Origin of the sequence: Polaribacter sp. ALD11 (assembly GCF_002831685.1) — a bacterium.
GTDB lineage: Bacteria > Bacteroidota > Bacteroidia > Flavobacteriales > Flavobacteriaceae > Polaribacter.
The window spans coordinates 2,067,802-2,086,888 of the sequence record NZ_CP025119.1 but is presented as its reverse complement, the minus strand read 5'-3'; the positions used below and the strand labels follow the sequence as shown (position 1 = coordinate 2,086,888).

At 30.5% G+C, this 19,087-nt stretch carries 17 protein-coding genes; 15 read left to right on the top strand and 2 right to left on the bottom strand.

What is annotated here, in order from left to right; translation table 11 throughout:
- Nucleotides 1–50: 50 nt before the first annotated feature.
- The 11 genes from CW731_RS09310 to CW731_RS09260 all read left to right on the top strand — a co-directional run bounded on the left by CW731_RS09310 (nt 51) and on the right by CW731_RS09260 (nt 12,567).
- On the top strand, nt 51–3,197 hold the full coding sequence (locus CW731_RS09310; protein WP_100946465.1) for an exodeoxyribonuclease V subunit beta: 3,147 nt from the start codon (nt 51–53) through the stop codon (nt 3,195–3,197).
- A 49-nt stretch (nt 3,198–3,246) separates the two neighbouring features.
- On the top strand, nt 3,247–4,440 hold the full coding sequence (gene kbl / locus CW731_RS09305; protein ID WP_100946464.1) for a glycine C-acetyltransferase: 1,194 nt from the start codon (nt 3,247–3,249) through the stop codon (nt 4,438–4,440).
- A 114-nt stretch (nt 4,441–4,554) separates the two neighbouring features.
- Nucleotides 4,555–5,916, top strand: a complete 1,362-nt coding sequence (locus tag CW731_RS09300) for an OmpA family protein (RefSeq protein ID WP_100946463.1) — start codon at nt 4,555–4,557, stop codon at nt 5,914–5,916.
- Between the two features lie 176 nt (nt 5,917–6,092).
- Entirely contained in the window at nt 6,093–7,604 is a 1,512-nt protein-coding gene (gene atpD / locus CW731_RS09295) for a F0F1 ATP synthase subunit beta (RefSeq protein WP_100946462.1), read from the top strand.
- Between the two features lie 68 nt (nt 7,605–7,672).
- Nucleotides 7,673–7,966: a hypothetical protein gene (locus CW731_RS09290; RefSeq protein ID WP_100946461.1), complete on the top strand. Its 294-nt coding sequence runs from the start codon at nt 7,673–7,675 to the stop codon at nt 7,964–7,966.
- Between the two features lie 331 nt (nt 7,967–8,297).
- The gene (locus CW731_RS09285; RefSeq protein ID WP_100946460.1) at nt 8,298–8,912 is read left to right on the top strand and encodes a hypothetical protein; all 615 of its coding nucleotides are present in this window, start codon (nt 8,298–8,300) and stop codon (nt 8,910–8,912) included.
- Nucleotides 8,913–8,967: 55 nt separating this feature from the next.
- On the top strand, nt 8,968–9,564 hold the full coding sequence (locus CW731_RS09280; protein WP_157812215.1) for a hypothetical protein: 597 nt from the start codon (nt 8,968–8,970) through the stop codon (nt 9,562–9,564).
- Nucleotides 9,540–10,292, top strand: a complete 753-nt coding sequence (locus CW731_RS09275; RefSeq protein ID WP_100946458.1) for a sensor histidine kinase — start codon at nt 9,540–9,542, stop codon at nt 10,290–10,292. The genes CW731_RS09280 and CW731_RS09275 overlap by 25 nt, the downstream gene beginning before the upstream one ends.
- Complete coding sequence (locus CW731_RS09270; protein ID WP_100946457.1) at nt 10,289–10,933, top strand: response regulator transcription factor; 645 nt, start codon at nt 10,289–10,291, stop codon at nt 10,931–10,933. Before CW731_RS09275 ends, CW731_RS09270 begins: the two co-directional genes overlap by 4 nt.
- Before the next feature lie 20 nt (nt 10,934–10,953).
- Complete coding sequence (gene rbfA, locus CW731_RS09265; RefSeq protein WP_100946456.1) at nt 10,954–11,349, top strand: 30S ribosome-binding factor RbfA; 396 nt, start codon at nt 10,954–10,956, stop codon at nt 11,347–11,349.
- Nucleotides 11,350–11,364: 15 nt separating this feature from the next.
- Nucleotides 11,365–12,567, top strand: coding sequence for an ABC transporter permease (locus CW731_RS09260; RefSeq protein ID WP_100946455.1), 1,203 nt, complete (start codon nt 11,365–11,367; stop codon nt 12,565–12,567).
- 1 nt (nt 12,568) lies between these two features.
- Here the strand turns inward: CW731_RS09260 and dusB are convergent, their stop codons facing one another.
- The gene (gene dusB / locus CW731_RS09255) at nt 12,569–13,570 is read right to left on the bottom strand and encodes a tRNA dihydrouridine synthase DusB (RefSeq protein WP_100946454.1); all 1,002 of its coding nucleotides are present in this window, start codon (nt 13,568–13,570) and stop codon (nt 12,569–12,571) included.
- Nucleotides 13,571–13,826: 256 nt separating this feature from the next.
- On the opposite strand from dusB, the gene CW731_RS09250 reads away from it, so the two are divergent.
- Both CW731_RS09250 and lepA read left to right on the top strand, forming a co-directional pair.
- Nucleotides 13,827–14,102 (top strand): EF-hand domain-containing protein, encoded by a 276-nt coding sequence (locus tag CW731_RS09250; protein WP_100946453.1) that lies wholly within the window; start codon nt 13,827–13,829, stop codon nt 14,100–14,102.
- Between the two features lie 111 nt (nt 14,103–14,213).
- Nucleotides 14,214–16,010 (top strand): translation elongation factor 4, encoded by a 1,797-nt coding sequence (lepA, locus tag CW731_RS09245; RefSeq protein ID WP_100946452.1) that lies wholly within the window; start codon nt 14,214–14,216, stop codon nt 16,008–16,010.
- A gap of 293 nt (nt 16,011–16,303) precedes the next feature.
- Here the strand turns inward: lepA and CW731_RS09240 are convergent, their stop codons facing one another.
- Entirely contained in the window at nt 16,304–17,002 is a 699-nt protein-coding gene (locus CW731_RS09240; RefSeq protein ID WP_100946451.1) for a zinc metallopeptidase, read from the bottom strand.
- 94 nt (nt 17,003–17,096) lie between these two features.
- On the opposite strand from CW731_RS09240, the gene CW731_RS09235 reads away from it, so the two are divergent.
- Together CW731_RS09235 and CW731_RS09230 are read left to right on the top strand one after the other, a co-directional pair.
- On the top strand, nt 17,097–18,134 hold the full coding sequence (locus tag CW731_RS09235) for an asparaginase (protein ID WP_100946450.1): 1,038 nt from the start codon (nt 17,097–17,099) through the stop codon (nt 18,132–18,134).
- A gap of 227 nt (nt 18,135–18,361) precedes the next feature.
- Nucleotides 18,362–19,084, top strand: coding sequence for a MotA/TolQ/ExbB proton channel family protein (locus CW731_RS09230; protein ID WP_100946449.1), 723 nt, complete (start codon nt 18,362–18,364; stop codon nt 19,082–19,084).
- Nucleotides 19,085–19,087: the final 3 nt, after the last annotated feature.

Genomic DNA, 19,087 nt, shown 5'->3' with positions numbered 1-19,087 from the left:
TATCTTGTTTCTCTATACAAAAAAAACTAATTTGCAATAAAAATATTTCTGTGCAACAACCATCTACTTTTCAAGTTTACAACGCTTCTGCAGGAAGTGGAAAAACATTTACTTTAGTAAAAAAATATATTAAAGTGCTGCTTACTTCAGACGATCTTTTTATGTTTCAGAAAGTGTTGGCAATTACATTTACCAATAAAGCAGCTGGTGAAATGAAAGAACGTGTGTTGTCTAGCTTAGAAGGTTTTGCAGAAGGAAAGGAGAATGATTTATTAAAAATTATTCTTGCTGAAACAACTTTAGATAAAGCAATAATTAAAGAAAGAAGTAAGAGAATTTTAGATGCAATTCTTCAGAATTATTCTGCCTTTTCAATTACAACAATCGATAGTTTTACACATAAAATTATTAAAAGTTTTGCGTACGATTTAGGTTTGTCGCTAAATTTTGAAGTAGAAATGGATGCTATTTCACTTTTAAATGAAGCTGTAGACGTTTTAATTTCTAAGATTGGTACAGATAAGAAACTAACTAACTTATTAATAGATTACTCTTTAGATAAAACAGATGATGATAAATCTTGGGATATTTCTAAAGACTTGAATGATTTTGCAAGAGTTTTATTAAATGAAGATGATGTAAAGCACTTTAGAAAATTATCAGATAAAAAGTTAGATGATTTTTTTGAATTGAAAAAGAAACTTCAGAAAGATAATAAACAAATAGAGAAAGAATACAAAATATTCGGTGAAGAGGTTTTAAGTTTTATTGATACCAACGGACTGTCAATTGCCGATTTTGCGTATGCTGGTGAGTTGGTAAAGCACTTTCAAAAGTTAACTAAATTACGATTTTTAAAAAGTGAAGATTTAAAATTTGAGGGTCGATTAAATACGACTATAGAAGATTCTAAAAATCTTTTCGCAGGAAAAGCTTCTGCAGCTACAAAAGATACTATTGAAGGAATTTCAGAACAATTAAGAATGTATTATTATCAATCGAAAGATTTATATAATAGTTCTTTTTCTAAGTATTTACTGAATAAAATTACCCTGAAAAGTATTATTCCTTTAGCCGTTTTAAATAATATCAATTCAGAATTAAATACCATAAAAGAAGATAATAATATTAGATTAAACGCAGAGTTTAATCAATTAATATCAGACAATATAAAAGACCAACCTGCGCCGTTTATTTATGAGAGAATTGGACAGCGTTTTCAACATTATTTTATCGATGAAATGCAGGATACTTCTGTGTTGCAATGGCAAAATTTAATTCCATTAATAGACAATGCACTAGCACAAGAAAGTAGTAACTTGTTGTTGGTTGGCGATGGAAAACAAGCTATTTATAGATGGCGTGGAGGTAAAGCAGAACAATTTATCGATTTAGGTTCGAATGAAGAGAATCCGTTTCATGTTCATAAAAATATTAAAAACTTAGAGACCAATTATAGAAGTTATTCCGAAGTAATAAACTTTAATAATTCGTTTTTTCAGCATACGTCTAATTTTCTTCAAAATGAATCTTACAAAAAGTTATTCTATGATGGAAATACGCAGTTAGAAAATGCTAAAAAAGGCGGTTTTGTGTCGCTTACTTTCTTAGATAAAGAAGAGGAGAAAGATGACGAGAAAGTAAAATATCCGAAGAAAGTTTTAGAAAAAATTAATCAGTTAAAAGACGATTTTTATCTGAATGAAATCTGCATTTTAACTAGAACAAAAAAAGACGGAATTGCAGTGGCAGATTATTTGTCTGAGAACGGTATTTCTATCATTTCTTCAGAAACACTATTGCTTCAAAATAACTCGTTAATCAATTTTATTATTGATGTTTTGCGTATTATTCAGAATGCAAATGACGAAGAAAGTAGGTTTGAGGTGTTGTATTTCTTGTATGAACATTTAGAGGTTCGAATTCCGAAACATGAATTCTTTAAAAAACACATAAAATCTGCGAATGAATTAATTTTCGAAGAATTACAGTCTTACGGCGTAACATTTAGTTTTTCTATGTTTCAACAAGTTCCGTTTTACGAAAAAATTGAAGAAATAATTAGAGGTTTTAATTTGGTAACTTCTTCAAATGCATATGTGCAATTTTTCTTAGATGTAGTTTTAGAGCAACAAAGAAAGGCAACAGATATTGGCGATTTTTTAGAATTCTGGGATCTTAAAAAAGAGAAGTTGAGCATTGTTGCTTCAGAAAATTCAGACGCTGTGCAAGTAATGACGATTCATAAATCGAAAGGATTGGAATTTCCTGTGGTAATTTTTCCTTGTGATGTAGATATTTACAGACAAATTAGTCCTAAAATTTGGTTTGACGCTTTACCGGAAGATTATAAATTCAAAGAACTTTTAATTGATTATAAGAAAGATATCAGTTTTATAAATGAAAGAGGTTTAGAAATTTACAATCAACAAAGAGAAGAGTTAGAATTAGATAATTTTAACCTTCTATATGTTTCGTTAACAAGAGCTGTAGAGCAATTGCATGTAATTACAGAAAAGAAAATATCTGCAAAAGGCATTGAAAACGTCAATTATTATTCGGGTATTTTTATCAATTACTTAAAAGACCAGAATCTTTGGCAAGAAGATGTTTTAGAATATAATTTCGGAAACATCCGCAGACTTAAAGAGAAAGAGAAAGAAGCTTCGTTAACAGAAATTCATCAAAAATTTATATCAACGCCTTGGCAAGAACACAATATTGTTTTGTTGGCTAGTGATTCTAAATTATGGAACACGGAACAAGGAAAAGCAATTGATTTTGGTAATTTATTCCATGAAATCTTATCGAAAATTATTACAAATAAGAATGTTGATGCCATTGTAACGCAATACCATCAAAAAGGGTTGATTGATGAGGTTCAATTAAAAACAATACAAAACACCATTGATGCGATTGTAAGTCATCCCGAATTAACAACTTATTTTTCTGAAGAAGTAACTGTTTTTAATGAAAGAGAAATTGTAGATTTCGATAATCAGATTATTATTCCAGATCGATTGGTGTTTAACAAACAAAATGAAGTCACTATTATAGACTATAAAACAGGAAATTCATCTAAAGACCATCATCAACAATTATTAAAATATGAACTAGTTTTAAAATCGATGAATTTTAAAGTCGGTAAAAAACTATTGGTATATATTAATGATAAAATTGATGTTGTTGAAGTATAAGCAAAGAAAATAAACTTTGTAACTTTGTATTCATTAAAACCAATAGAAAATGTACGGTAAAATAAAAGATACTTTAAAAAAAGAGATTCAAGAAATAAAAGAAGCAGGTTTGTATAAATCTGAAAGAATCATAACATCTTCACAAGATGCGGTTATTAAAATTTCTACAGGACAAGAAGTGCTTAACTTTTGTGCGAATAATTATTTAGGATTATCAAATCATCCAGAAGTAATTCAGGCAGCAAAAGATACTATGGATACGCATGGTTTCGGAATGTCTTCAGTCCGTTTTATTTGTGGAACGCAAGATATTCACAAACAATTAGAACAAACGATTTCAGATTTTTACACAACAGAAGATACTATTTTATATGCAGCCTGTTTTGATGCAAATGGAGGTGTTTTTGAGCCTTTATTAACCAAAGAAGATGCCATTATTTCAGATAGTTTAAATCATGCTTCTGTTATAGATGGTGTTCGTTTGTGTAAAGCAGCGCGTTACCGTTATGATAATAATAACATGGCTTCATTAGAAGAGCAGTTAATTGCAGCGAATAAAGAAAACCATAGATTCAAAATTATTGTTACCGATGGAGTATTTTCTATGGATGGCATTGTAGCGAAGCTAGATGAAATTTGCGATTTAGCAGATAAATATGACGCTATGGTTATGGTAGATGAATGTCACGCAACTGGTTTTATAGGAAAAACAGGTAGAGGAACTGTTGAGCTAAAAAATGTAATGGATAGAGTGGATATTGTTACCGGAACTTTAGGGAAAGCTTTAGGAGGTGCAATGGGAGGTTATACAACAGGTAAGAAAGAAATTATTGAAATTTTACGTCAGCGTTCTAGACCTTATTTATTCTCTAACTCGTTAGCGCCTGCAATTGTAGGAGCTTCATTAAAGGTATTCGATTTAATATCAAATGACACATCACTTAGAGATAAGTTAGAATGGAATACTAATTATTTTAGAACAGAAATGGAAAAAGCAGGTTTCGATTTGGTTGGTGCAGATGCTGCAATTGTGCCTGTTATGTTATATGACGCAAAACTCTCTCAAGTGATGGCAAATAAGTTATTGGAAAAAGGAATTTATGTTATTGGTTTCTTTTTTCCTGTTGTTCCTAAAGGGAAAGCAAGAATAAGAGTACAATTATCTGCAGCGCACACAAAAGAGCAGTTAAATAAGGCAATTACTGCTTTTATTGAAGTTGGCAAGGAGTTAAAAGTTATTTAGAACAGATAAAACTTGAAAATCTATGAATATTTTGTAGATTTGTCTTTGTAGATACGTTTTAAGAGTTTACTTTTGCGTATTATAATAACGAACTTTTAATTTAAAAATTTGATAATGAAACGATTAAAATTAGCTGTGATAGCTTTGTTTACGTTGGTAACAGTTGGTAACGCAAACGCACAAGATGAAAACAATCCATGGGCTGTTGGTTTTGGATTAAACAATGTAGATTTTTATAATGGTGACGATTTTGGTGACCAAATTAAAGATTTATTAGGAAACAAAGATTGGAATGTATTACCTTCTATATCTAGAATTTCTGTAGACAAATACCTTAATAAAGGTTTTTCTTTACAATTAGCAGGGTCTTTAAATAAAATTGAAACTTTAGTTGCTGAGAATGATTCAGATTTTCTTTACTGGGGGTTAGATGCAATCGTAAAGTATGATTTAAATAACTTAGTAGGTGAAACTGCATGGTTTGATCCTTATGTGTATTTAGGTGGAGGTTATACTTCAGTTGATTCAAGTGGTGAAGGTATGTTGAACGCTGGTATTGGTTTTAATACTTGGTTTAATGATAACTTAGGTTTAAACTTTCAGACAGGAACTAAAAAAGGTTTTTCTGATAAAGTAAGAGCTCATTATCAAACAACTTTAGGTTTAGTAATTAAATTTGGAGGAAAAGATACTGACGGAGACGGAGTATATGATAAAGATGATGCTTGTCCAGAGGTTGCTGGTTTAAAAGAATTCAATGGTTGTCCTGATGCTGATGGCGATGGAGTTAAAGATTCTGATGATGCTTGTCCTAATGTTGCAGGTTTAGCAGCTATGAACGGTTGTCCTGACGCTGATGGTGATGGAGTTGCTGATAAAGATGACATGTGTCCTTCTGAAAAAGGAACTAAAGCTAACAAAGGTTGTCCAGATTCTGACGGAGATGGAGTAGTTAATAAAAACGATAAATGTCCTTCTCAAGCAGGACCAATGGCTAACGGTGGTTGTCCTTGGCCAGATACTGACGGAGACGGGGTTTTAGATAAAGATGATAAATGTGTTAGCGTTGCTGGACCAGCATCTAACAACGGTTGTCCTAAACCTGTTATTACTAAAGTAGCTGAAGAAAATTTAAATGCTTTTGCTAAGGCTATCTTATTTAATGTTGGTAAAACTTCTTTTAAATCAGGAGTTACTGCTAAATTAAATGAAATGGTAAAAGTGATGAACAATAATCCTAATGCTACTTTCGTTATTGAAGGGCATACAGATAGTTCAGGATCTGCTCCATTAAACTTAAGAATCTCAGAAAAGAGAGCAATTGCTGTTAGAGATTATTTAGTGAAGCAAGGTGTTGAGACTACAAGATTAGAAGCTATTGGTTACGGAGAAGGTGAGCCAGTATCAACTAACAAAACAAGAGCTGGTAGAGCTGAAAACAGAAGAGTAATTGTTAAGGTAACTAACAAGAAATAATTCTTTTACACATACATAGTTTAAACCTCACCATTTGGTGAGGTTTTTTATTTAAATAGAACTGCCTTTTTTAAATAAAAAAAACTTTTTTATTTAAAACCAAAAGAATTACCTTTGCAACCTGAAAATGAGATGTTAAATCTCAAAATATAAATAATAATTATAATTAGATACAGATGTCTATAACAACAGGAAAAGTTTCTCAAATTATTGGGCCAGTAATTGATGTTGAATTCAACACTGAAAACACTGAACTTCCTAAAATTTATGATTCGTTAGAAATTAAAAAAGCGGACGGTTCTATTTTAGTGTTAGAAGTACAACAACATATTGGTGAAGATACAGTTAGAACCATTTCTATGGATGCTACTGATGGATTAAGTAGAGGGACAGAAGTTTTAGCTACAGGAAATCCTATTCAAATGCCAATTGGAGACGATATTTATGGTCGTTTATTTAATGTGACAGGAGATGCTATTGATGGTTTAGGAAACTTGAAGAAAGATGGTAAAGATGGTTTGTCTATTCACCGTTCTGCACCTAAGTTTGAAGATTTATCTGTTTCAACAGAGGTTTTATTTACAGGGATTAAAGTAATCGATTTAATTGAACCTTATGCAAAAGGTGGTAAAATTGGTTTATTTGGTGGAGCTGGAGTAGGTAAAACTGTATTAATTCAAGAATTAATTAACAACATTGCAAAAGGACATGGAGGTTTATCTGTTTTTGCAGGAGTTGGTGAAAGAACACGTGAAGGAAACGATTTACTTCGTGAAATGTTAGAATCTGGAATTATAAAATACGGAGACGATTTTATGCATTCTATGGAAGAAGGAGGATGGGATTTATCTAAAGTTGATAAACCAGGAATGAGAGACTCTAAAGCAACTTTTGTTTTTGGACAAATGAATGAGCCACCTGGAGCACGTGCACGTGTTGCATTATCTGGTTTAACAATCGCTGAATACTTTAGAGATGGAGCAGGAGATGGTCAAGGAAAAGATGTACTTTTCTTTGTAGATAATATCTTCCGTTTTACACAAGCAGGTTCAGAGGTTTCTGCATTATTAGGGCGTATGCCTTCTGCAGTAGGTTACCAACCAACGTTAGCAACAGAGATGGGTGCAATGCAAGAACGTATTACGTCAACGAAGAAAGGTTCTATTACATCTGTACAGGCTGTTTATGTGCCTGCAGATGATTTAACAGACCCTGCACCAGCAACAACTTTTGCGCATTTAGATGCTACAACGGTATTATCTCGTAAGATTGCTGAATTAGGTATTTATCCGGCAGTAGATCCATTAGATTCTACTTCTAGAATTTTATCTGCTCAAATTTTAGGAGATGAGCACTATAACACTGCTACTGCTGTAAAAGAAATTTTACAACGTTATAAAGAGTTACAAGATATTATTGCTATTTTAGGAATGGAAGAATTATCTGAAGAAGATAAATTAGTTGTTCATAGAGCAAGACGTGTACAACGTTTCTTATCTCAACCTTTTCATGTTGCAGAACAGTTTACAGGAATACCTGGAGTTCTAGTTGATATTAAAGATACTATTAAAGGCTTTAATATGATTATGGATGGTGAGTTAGATAAATATCCTGAAGCAGCGTTTAACTTAAGAGGTTCTATTCAAGATGCAATAGATGCTGGAGAGAAAATGTTAGCAGAAGCTTAAACAGTTGAAAGTTGAGAGTTGGCAGTTTTTACTAACAACTAGTAACTAACAACTAAAAACTATAATATATGTTTTTAGAAATAGTAACACCAGAAGCAATCTTGTTTTCTTCGGAAGTTGATTTGTTTTCAGCTCCTGGAATAGATGGAGAGTTTCAAATATTAAATAATCACGCTCCTATAGTTTCTATTCTAAAAGAAGGTGAAATAAAGATTCATGTACATAGTCAAGATCATTTGGTATTAGATGATTTACACGGCAAATTAGAATCTAAGGTAGATGATCCTAAAATTTTGATTTTAGCGATTAGCTCAGGAACTTTAGAGTTGAATGATAATAAAGCTATTATTTTAGCTGACTAAAAGCTTAAATAAGTAAAATTTTAAAACCTCAAAACAGAAATGTTTTGAGGTTTTTTCATTTCTTAGAGAACACTTTTCATTAGGAATAGTGTTTTTAGCAATTTCCCCTTAGAATAACTATACTAATTATTTCTTGCATCAAAAGTCTTATTTCTTCTATAAAATAGCACTAGTATAAACCTCTAGTTTGTTACAGGAAAAACACCTTTTATAATCTTTACTAAAAAATATAAGTAACTAATTTTTAGTCTTTTATTTGTTTTTATTGTTTTTGTTTTTCTTCAGAAATAATAAATTGTATTTTGTAGTTTATTAACCTAACTTATTTATTATGAAAAACTTGAATAAATTTTATGTGTTTTTTTTATTTTCAATTATAATACTCAGTAGTTGTGATACAGATTATAAATATGAAGAACATAGTGTAAATGATTCTAGACCATCAAATGCAATAACATATAAAGAAATGGCAGGTATGTTTCATCAATATGATATTGGTCAGAAAAAAGTACTGGACACTTATAGAAAAGAATTTACAAATGATGAAAACGATGCAATTGAAAGTACCTCTCATTTTTATGAATTAAATGATTTAAAGCAATACATTGCTTATTTAGAAAAACTATCTAAAGAAAAAGAAATTAATTTAACAGGAATCAGGATTTTTTCAGCAGCATATCCAAAAGAACATAGTGACGTTTCTAAAAGAGGTAGGCAAACCTTAATATTCATGCCAACAGCAGAAATAGGTAATAGTAGAAGTGTAGCTTTTGAGCCATTATATTCTAAAAAAGGAAAACCAGTTAAGTTTACAGAGTTTTTGTATAAGTTTAGTAGCAAAGAAACTCAGCAGGTAGTTAGGGCTTCTTTTTTACCAGCGTTCAACCTTTCTGAAGATATGGATAGTTCAGGTGCAAATAGATTAAAAGTTAGCCCTCCAATGTAATATGTTATTAAATTTAGTTTATACATTAATGTTTTTGTCAGTTTTTCTATACGCTGTGTTTTATTTAAAAAAATCTTTTGAGATTGATTTAAAATACTTCTTAGCATACCTTGTTTTCTTGTTTTCATTTGAAATGCTGGCGAGTTACATATTTGATAAAAATGAGAGTAATTTAGCAGTATACAATTTATCTACTTTTTTTGAGTTTAATTTTTTATTATTGTTTCTAAAAAATATTTTAAAAACTAAATCGACAAAAAAAATAATTTGGCTAATACTATTTATTTTTAATACTATTTATATATTTTCTAGCTTATATTATTTCTTAGAAGATAGATATTTTTTAGATTACAATATAATTGCTGCTAATTCTGGAAGTGCTTTAACAACATTAGCTTTATTTTTATTTTTTAAAGATTTTTTAAATTCAAATAATATTTTAAATTACAAAAGAACACTTTCATTTTGGATAGCCTTTGGTCTGTTAATTTATTATTTAGGAACAATACCAATGACATCGATTATGAATTCTATTCAGAATATTTCTAAAGAAGTGGTAGCATACTTATTTAAAATTCAAATAATATTGTCAATATTTATGTATAGTTGTTTTATATTTGGAGCATTATGGAGTCAGAAGCAAGTCAAATAATACTTTTTTCAGCGACTGTAATTATTGTAATCGTCGTAATTTTTATTATCTTATTATTCACTGTTTTTCAGAAAAGGAAAAACTCACTTCTGCTAGAACAAGAAGAAACTAAAAAACGTTTTGAACGTGAAATAGCAGAAACACAAATAGAAATTAGAGAAGAAACGTTAAGGAATATTAGTTGGGAATTGCATGATAATATTGGTCAGTTACTAACTTTAGCAAAAATTCAGTTGCAAAGTGCAACCAGAGATAATTTGAAAGATGTTTCTGAAACCATTACAAAAGGCCTAACAGAAGTTAGAGCTTTATCAAAGTTGATTAACCCTGAAGCGATAAAAAATATTAATTTAAAAGAAGCAGTTCAATTAGAAATAGATCGTTTTAATCGATTGAATTTTATTAAATCTACCTTAAAAACATATGGGGAAGAACAAAAAATAGACGAGAAATCGAATATTATTATATTCAGGATTTTACAAGAATTTTTTTCTAATACGATTAAACATTCTAAAGCTTCAAACTTAAATGTTTCATTAAAATTCTGTAAAGAAGAATTAGAAATTATTGCAGAAGATGACGGAGTTGGTTTTTCAACTATCGAAAATAAAGCTAATGGAATAGGATTGCAGAATATTAGAAATAGAGCAAAATTAATTGGAGCTACCGCAGTTTTTACTTCCGAAGTAAATAAAGGAACTTCTTTGAAAATAGTATATACATTATGATAAAATATTCAGTTGTTATTGTAGACGATCACACATTATTATCACAAGCAATTGCTGCGATGGTTAATACTTTCGATAAATTTAAAGTATTATATACTTGTAAAAACGGACAAGAATTAATTGATAAATTTTCTTCTTCTGCAAAATTTATTCCAGATGTAGTTTTAATGGATATCAATATGCCAATAATGAACGGAATTGAAACTACAGAATGGATTTCCAATAATCATCAAGAAGTTAACGTAATGGCGCTTTCTGTTGAAGATGAGGAAACAACTATTTTAAAAATGTTAAAAGTTGGTGCTATTGGGTATTTGTTAAAAGATACAGAAAAAACAGTTTTAGAAAGTGCATTGGTAGAAATAGTTGAAAACGGATTTTACCACACAAAAAGTGTGACAAATTTATTAATGAAATCTCTATCTGGTAGAGAATCTAAAGAGATTGAATTAAAAGAAAGAGAAATAATATTTATGAAACATGCATGTTCTGAGTTAACTTATAAGGAAGTGGCAGATAAAATGTGTTTAAGCCCAAAAACTATTGATGGTTATAGAGATGTTTTATTTACAAAACTGAATGTAAAAAATAGAGTAGGATTAGTTATGTATGCTATAAAAAATAAGATTTATACTCCATAAAAATATTGTAAATTTGCAGCATGGAAGAAACAAACAGACAACGTAAAATTGCAGGAGTTTTACAAAAAGATTTGGTAGATGTGTTGCAGAAAGCTGCACAAGATGGCATGAAAGGAGTAATAATATCTGTATCTAAAGTACATGTTACTTCAGATTTAGGAGTTGCAAAAGTATATTTAAGTATTTTTCCTTCAGAAAATAGAGAAGAAATTGTAAAAGGAATACAATCTAACACGCCTTTAGTTCGTCATGAAATGGCAAAAAGAACGCGTAATCAATTAAGAAGAATGCCAGAGCTATTGTTTTTTGGTGATGATACTTTAGATTATATAGAAGAAATAGATAAGTCGTTAAAAGGAAATGATACCGACCCTATAAAGAACCCAGATGTTTTGGCAAAACGTCAAAAAAGATAAATTCCTTTCTCTACTTTGAGTTTCCCTTACTACATCGCAAAAAGATATTTATTCTCTAAAACTAGTAATAATGCTATAAACATTATTACTATTATTGCTTCTTTTGGCGTAATTGTAGGAGCTTTAGCTTTATTTATAATTTTATCGGGATTTTCTGGTCTTAGAACTTTTAGCTATAATTTGCTAGATGTTTCAGATCCAGATATAAAAATTACTACCACAATAGGTAAATCTTTTTTTATTACTGAAGATATAAAAGAGGTGTTAACTTCGAATACTTCAATTAAAGAAACCTCTAAAGTTATAGAAGAACGTGTTTTCTTAGAATATAATGAGAAAACAGCAATTGCTTTTATAAAGGGTGTTGAAGAAAACTACACAAAAATTTCTAAAATAGATTCGTCATTAAGTGTGGGTACTTGGCTGCAAAAAGACTTTAGTAATACCGCTGTTATTGGACGAGGAATATCGAATAAATTATCATTAGGAATTCTAAGTTACGGAGAACCTTTAAAAATAATGATTCCGAAACCTGGTAAAGGTTTTATAAATCCTAGAAAGCCTTTTTATGAAATTGAAACACAAATTGTAGGTGTCTATTTAGGAACGGAAGAATTTGAAAGTAAATATGTATTTACATCTATAGAACAAGCTAGAGGTTTATTGCATTTTAAAGAAAATGAAGTAACTGCAATTGAGCTGAAATTGAATAGCAGTAAAGAATCAAATGACGTTGCAGAAATGTTAAGAATAAGTTTAGGGCAAAACTTTAAAGTGCAAACTAAAGAGCAACTAAACGAAGTTTTTTACAAGGTTATAAACACAGAGAATTTTGTGTCTTACTTAATTTTCACATTAATTGTTATCATCGCATTATTTAATGTTATAGGTGCAATAATTATGATGATTATTGATAAAAAATCAAACTTAAAAACACTTTTTAGTTTAGGAGCAACCATAAAAGAGATTAAGAAAATATTTATTCTTCAAGGCTTCTTACTCACTTTTTTCGGAATGTGTATTGGGCTTCTTTTAGGAATTGCTTTGGTGTTTCTTCAAAAGAAATTTGAGTTATTTATGATTGTGCCCGATTTAGCATATCCTGTAGAATTTAGATTTATGAATCTTCTAATAGTATTTTGTACAATTACAGTTTTGGGCTTTATAGCAGCTAAAATTGCAAGTAGTAGAATTACCCAAGAATTTATTGAAAAGTAAATTAATATTCTTGAGGAATAATCAGATTACCAAACTTAATTTCCACTTCATTAAAAGCGTCAAAAACATCTTTAGCAGCATCAGAAGTTACCATTTTCATTCTATATTCTTTAAAATGCGGAATTCCTTTAAAGTAATTTGTATAATGTCTTCTTGTTTCTACAACTCCCAAATGTTCGCCTTTCCAGTCAATAGCCATTTGTAAATGCCTTCTTGCCATCTCTACACGTTGTGCAATGGTAGGTTTCGATAAATGTTCGCCAGTTTTAAAATAATGTTTTACTTCATTAAAAAACCAAGGATACCCAATGGCTGCTCTACCAATCATTGCGCCATCTAATCCGTAAGAATCACGCATTTCCATTGCTTTTTCTGGTGTGGTTATATCTCCATTTCCAAAAACAGGAATGTGCATTCTTTGGTTATTTTTCACATCTGCAATAGGTCTCCAATCTGCTTCACCTTTGTACATTTGTGCTCGAGTTCTACCATGAATAGAAATTGCTTTACAGCCAACATCTTGCAAACGTTCTGCAACTTCTACAATTCTAATAGAATCATGATCCCAACCCAAACGAGTCTTTACGGTAATTGGTAAATTGGTGTGTTTTACCATAGCTTCTGTAAGAGAAACCATTAAATCGATGTCTTTTAAAATTCCTGCACCGGCACCTTTAGAAACTACCTTTTTAACAGGGCAACCAAAATTAATGTCAATAATATCTGGGTTTGATTTTTCTACAATCTCCACCGTTCTTAACATCGACTCTAGGTTTGCACCAAAAATCTGAATTCCTACCGGACGTTCTTTTTCATAAATGTCTAATTTCATTACGCTTTTTGCTGCATCACGAATTAAACCTTCCGAAGAAATAAATTCTGTATACACTACATCTGCGCCATGTTCTTTACACAAAGCTCTAAATGGAGGGTCTGAGACGTCTTCCATTGGTGCTAATAAAAGTGGAAATTCAGGTAATTCTATGTTGCCTATTTTTACCAAAGTAAATTATTTTATGCAAAATTAGTGTTTTTTCATCCTCTAGGAAATAAAATGTTCTTTTCTTCTAATTTTTGAAACAGAATAGTGTCTTATTTCAATTTATAGAACAGTCTTAGATTAAGAAAGTTAGTTGTTTTATAATGTAGTAGCATTGTTTATTTTAATAATAAATTCATTTCTACTGTAAAGACAAGGTTAAATAATTCATTTAAAAATAAAATATCTATCTTACAGAATGAAAAGAATAATTTAAATTATGGGAGCAAAAGAAAATATTTTAAGAAAGATTAGAATTTTGATAACCAATCAGTTTGATTCTCCAGAAGAAGCATTTCTTTTTTTTGATTCCGACAAAGATGGTCGATTAAAAAAATCTGAAATTAAAAAAATGTTAAAAAATGCTGCAGTTAATGGGTTTATAAGAGGTGTTGTAGCCAACGAGTTACTAAAAGGTTATGATAAATCTAGTGATGATACTATAAATTGGGAAGAGTTTAAAGTAGCAATTGCAGAGCTGGAAAGAGATTTATAATTTCATAAAATAATTAAAGAAAAGTACAATGAGTTTCATTGTACTTTTTTTATTTGACAAGGTTTGTAAATAACATATCTTTGTCTGTTGAACGCAGTTAGAAAACGAAGTATGAAGAACATTAGAAACTTTTGCATTATCGCACATATAGATCATGGTAAAAGTACGTTAGCAGATAGATTGTTAGAATATACAGGCTCTGTAACAGATCGTGAAAAGAAAGATCAGTTACTAGATAGTATGGATTTAGAACGTGAACGCGGGATTACCATAAAATCGCATGCCATTCAAATGGATTATACGCACAATGGAGAACAATTTATTTTGAATTTAATTGATACTCCAGGTCACGTAGATTTCTCTTATGAAGTTTCTAGATCTATTGCAGCTTGTGAAGGTGCTTTGTTAATTGTAGATGCTGCACAAAGTATACAAGCACAAACAATTTCTAACTTATACTTAGCTTTAGAGAATGATTTAGAGATTATTCCTATCTTAAATAAAGTAGATTTACCTTCTGCAAACCCAGAAGAAGTAACAGATGATATTGTAGATTTATTAGGTTGCAACCCAGAAGACGTAATTCACGCAAGTGGTAAAACTGGTTTCGGTGTTGAAAATATTTTAGCAGCAATTATAGATAGAATTCCTGCTCCAAAAGGAGATCCAGACGCGCCATTACAAGCCTTAATTTTCGATTCAGTTTATAATTCTTATAGAGGAATTGAAACGTATTTCCGTGTTTTTAACGGAGAAATCAAAAAAGGACAACGTATTAAGTTCATGGCAACAAATAATGAATATTTTGCTGATGAAGTAGGTACTTTAAAGTTAGAACAGGTTGTGAAAAAATCTGTAAAAACTGGTGATGTTGGGTATTTAATTACAGGAATTAAGACAGCAAAAGAAGTAAAGGTAGGAGATACAATTACAGACGCGGTAAATCCTACGACAGAAAATATTGATGGTTTTGAAGACGTGAAGCCAATGGTTTTTGCAGGAATATATCCTGTAGACACAGAAGATTATGAAGAATTGCGTTATTCTATGGAAAAACTGCAATTAAATGATGCTTCTTTAGTGTTTGTGCCAGAAAGTTCTGCCGCTTTAGGTTTTGGTTTCCGTTGTGGATTCTTAGGGATGTTACACATGGAAATTATTCAAGAACGTTTAGAGCGTGAGTTTAACATGACTGTTATTACTACAGTTCCTAACGTTTCTTACCACGCTTATACTAAAAAGAATCCAGACGAAATATTACTTTTAAATAATCCTACAGATTTACCAGATCCATCGAGATTAGATAGGGTAGAAGAACCTTTTATTAAAGCAAGCATTATTACTAAATCAGATTTTGTTGGACAAGTAATGAGTTTGTGTATCGAAAAACGGGGTGAAATTGTAAATCAAACCTACTTAACAACAGAAAGAGTAGAATTAACATTCGATATGCCTTTGGCAGAAATAGTGTTCGATTTTTACGATCGTTTAAAAACGGTTTCTAAAGGATATGCATCTTTCGATTATTCTCCGATTGGTATGAGAGAATCGAAGTTGGTAAGAGTAGATATTTTGTTAAACGGTAACGGAGTAGACGCACTTTCTGCGCTTTTACATGCAGACAATGCCTATACAATTGGTAAGAAAATAGTAGAGAAATTAAAAGAATTAATACCAAGACAACAGTTCGATATTCCTATTCAGGCAGCAATTGGTGCAAAAATTATTGCGCGTGAAACTACCAAAGCATTGCGTAAAGATGTTACTGCAAAATGTTATGGAGGAGATATTTCTAGAAAACGTAAGTTATTAGAAAAGCAGAAAAAAGGAAAGAAAAGAATGCGACAAGTTGGTAATGTAGAAATTCCGCAAGAAGCATTTATGGCCGTTTTAAAGCTGAATGATTAGATCCTTCTATTTTTCAAACAAGATAAAATAAATAAGACAAAGCCTTTTTGAGAAATCAAGAAGGTTTTTTATTAGAAGCTATTTCCTGCTTTTCACTATATCTTTTTGTGAAAAACAAAAAGGATGCCGTTTCAATCAGGGCTATACCTATTTGTCTACTTTCTATTATTTATCTGAATACGGGAATTCATATAAAAATAGGTTTAGATTATTGTTTTCATAGAAATAACAAACAAAAAAATGCTTCGAAAAAAATCCGAAGCATTTTAAATATATATTCAAGATTGGTAATACTAGTCTCTTCCTCCTAAAATCTGTAAACCCCAATACAATAACATTGCTAAAGAACCTAAAGCAGCAACCAAATATGTTCTTGCAGCCCATTTTAAAGCATCTGTTGCGCCAGCTAATTCTTCTTGAGAAACCATGTTTTTATTTTTCAACCAAGCTAAGGCTCTGTTACTAGCGTCGTATTCTACAGGTAAAGTGATAAAGCTAAAAAGCGTAGCAAAACCCATAAAAATTAAACCTGCAATTGCAATATAAAAACCAATGCCAGCAGCCCCAGAAGCTGCACCTAAAATTAATCCACCAAATACCAACCATTGAGAAAACTTAGAAGTTACACTAACAATGGGTACTAATTGAGAACGCATTGTTAAATAACTATACGCTTCTGCGTGTTGTACAGCATGACCGCATTCATGTGCTGCAACAGCTGCAGCAGACGCGTTTCTTTGGTTGTAAACACCTTCACTAAGATTTACTGTTTTGTTTTGTGGATTGTAATGATCTGTTAACATTCCTGGAGTAGAAATTACTTTTACATCAACAATGCCATGATCTGCAAGCATTTTTTCGGCAATTTCTGCACCACTCATTCCGTTTCTAAGCTGAACTTTTGAATATTTTTTAAATTTATCCTTTAATTTTTTACTAATTAGCCAACTTACCAAAGAGATTGCACCAATCAAAATATAAAACCCCATCATAATTTATACAGTTTAAAATTTATATATCATTTTTGTTTGATAGATTTACATCATAAAGTATTCCAATTTTAATTTGGAATATAAAAATGACAAAATGACAAACAAGCCTAATATTCTTATCTTGTACACAGGTGGTACAATTGGTATGATAAAAGACTATAAAACAAACGCTTTAAAAGCATTTGACTTTAGTCAAATAATAGATAAAATTCCAGAGCTAGAACAGTTAGACTGCGAAATAAAAAGTATTTCTTTTGAAGAGCCAATAGATTCATCAAACATGAATACAAAGTACTATGTAGATATTCTAGAAATTATAGAAATGAACTACAATAAGTTCGATGGTTTTGTAATTTTAACAGGTTCAGATACAATGGCCTACACGTCGTCTGCAATTAGTTTTATGATAGAGAATTTACAAAAACCTATTATTTTTACAGGTTCTCAATTACCTATTGGAGATTTAAGAACAGATGCCAAAGAAAACCTGATTACTTCTATAGAAATTGCGGCTTCTAGAAAAAATGATAAACCTGTAATTTCTGAAGTTTGTTTGTACTTTGAATATAAGTTATACAGAGCAAATAGAACAACAAAAATAAGTTCAGAACAATTTGAAGCATTTGCATCGATGAATTATCCTGCTTTAGCAGAAAGTGGTGTGCATTTAACTTTTAATGAACATTTATTATCGAAACAAAAATATGTTGATGAGAAACTAATTATTAGAAAAAAGTTAGTAACAGATGTCGTTATTTTAAAATTATTTCCAGGAATAACAGAAAAAGTTGTGAAAGCTATTCTAAATATAGATAATTTAAAAGGGGTTATCTTAGAAACTTATGGATCTGGAAATGCACCAAATGAAGCATGGTTTTTAAACCTTATAGAAAAAGCAATACAAAATAATATTAAAGTTGTAAATGTTACACAATGCGCTAGTGGTAGTGTAATTCTTGGTCATTATGACACAAGTGTTGGTTTAAAAGCCTTAGGTGTTATTGGAGGAATCGATATTACAACAGAAGCTGCTATTGCGAAATTAATGTATTTATTAAGTGAAAATTTAACTGATAAAAGTTTCAAAAACTACTTTCAAAAATCTTTACGAGGAGAAATTAGTAAAAAATAATTTTTTGATTAAAAATGTTTAACTCCAAAAAAAAACATTATTTTTATATAAAATAGATTGATTTTTTTTTGAGGAGCAATAATTTTTTTGTTACTTGCCACTCTATTAAAAAATAAATAAAGTATTAAGTTGTTTCAAAAAGTATTAAAATTGATTAAGACTTGTTTATTTAAGATGAAAAATTATATCTTTAACCCGTTAACTATTAAAAATTAATAACAACAGAGATGAAAAAAGTAGTAAATGTCCTATCTGTAACAGGATTCATGTTTTTTGGAGCTATTCAATCAACTTTTGCACAGGAAGCAGCAGCAGAGTCAAGAACTTTTCACCAAGAATTAAAACTTCGTTTTATAGAAGGTGGCCCAATATTTATGGGAATTGTATTAGTCGCCTTAATTTTAGGTTTAGCAATTGCAATTGAAAGAATTATTTATTTAAACATGGCATCTACAAATACTAAGAAATTAGTAGCAAATGTAGATGAAGCTTTAAGTTCAGGTGGTATAGAAGCTGCTAAAGAAGTTTGTAGAAATTCAAAAGGGCCTGTTGCCTCTATATTTTATCAAGGTTTAGATAGAGTAGATGAAGGAATTGAAAGTGCTGAAAAGGCAGTTGTTTCTTACGGTGGAGTTCAAATGGGACTTTTAGAAAAAAATGTTTCTTGGTTATCATTATTTATTGCATTAGCACCAATGCTAGGTTTCATGGGTACTGTAATTGGTATGATTGGCGCGTTTGATGCAATTGCAGAAGCAAATGATATTTCTCCAGGAGTAGTTGCAGTAGGTATTAAAGTAGCCTTATTAACAACTGTATTTGGTTTAGTTGTTGCAATTATCTTACAGGTTTTCTATAATTATATCGTTTCTAAAATTGATAGTATCGTTAACAATATGGAAGACGCTTCTATTCAATTGATAGATTTATTAGTAAAGTATAAAAAATAATTT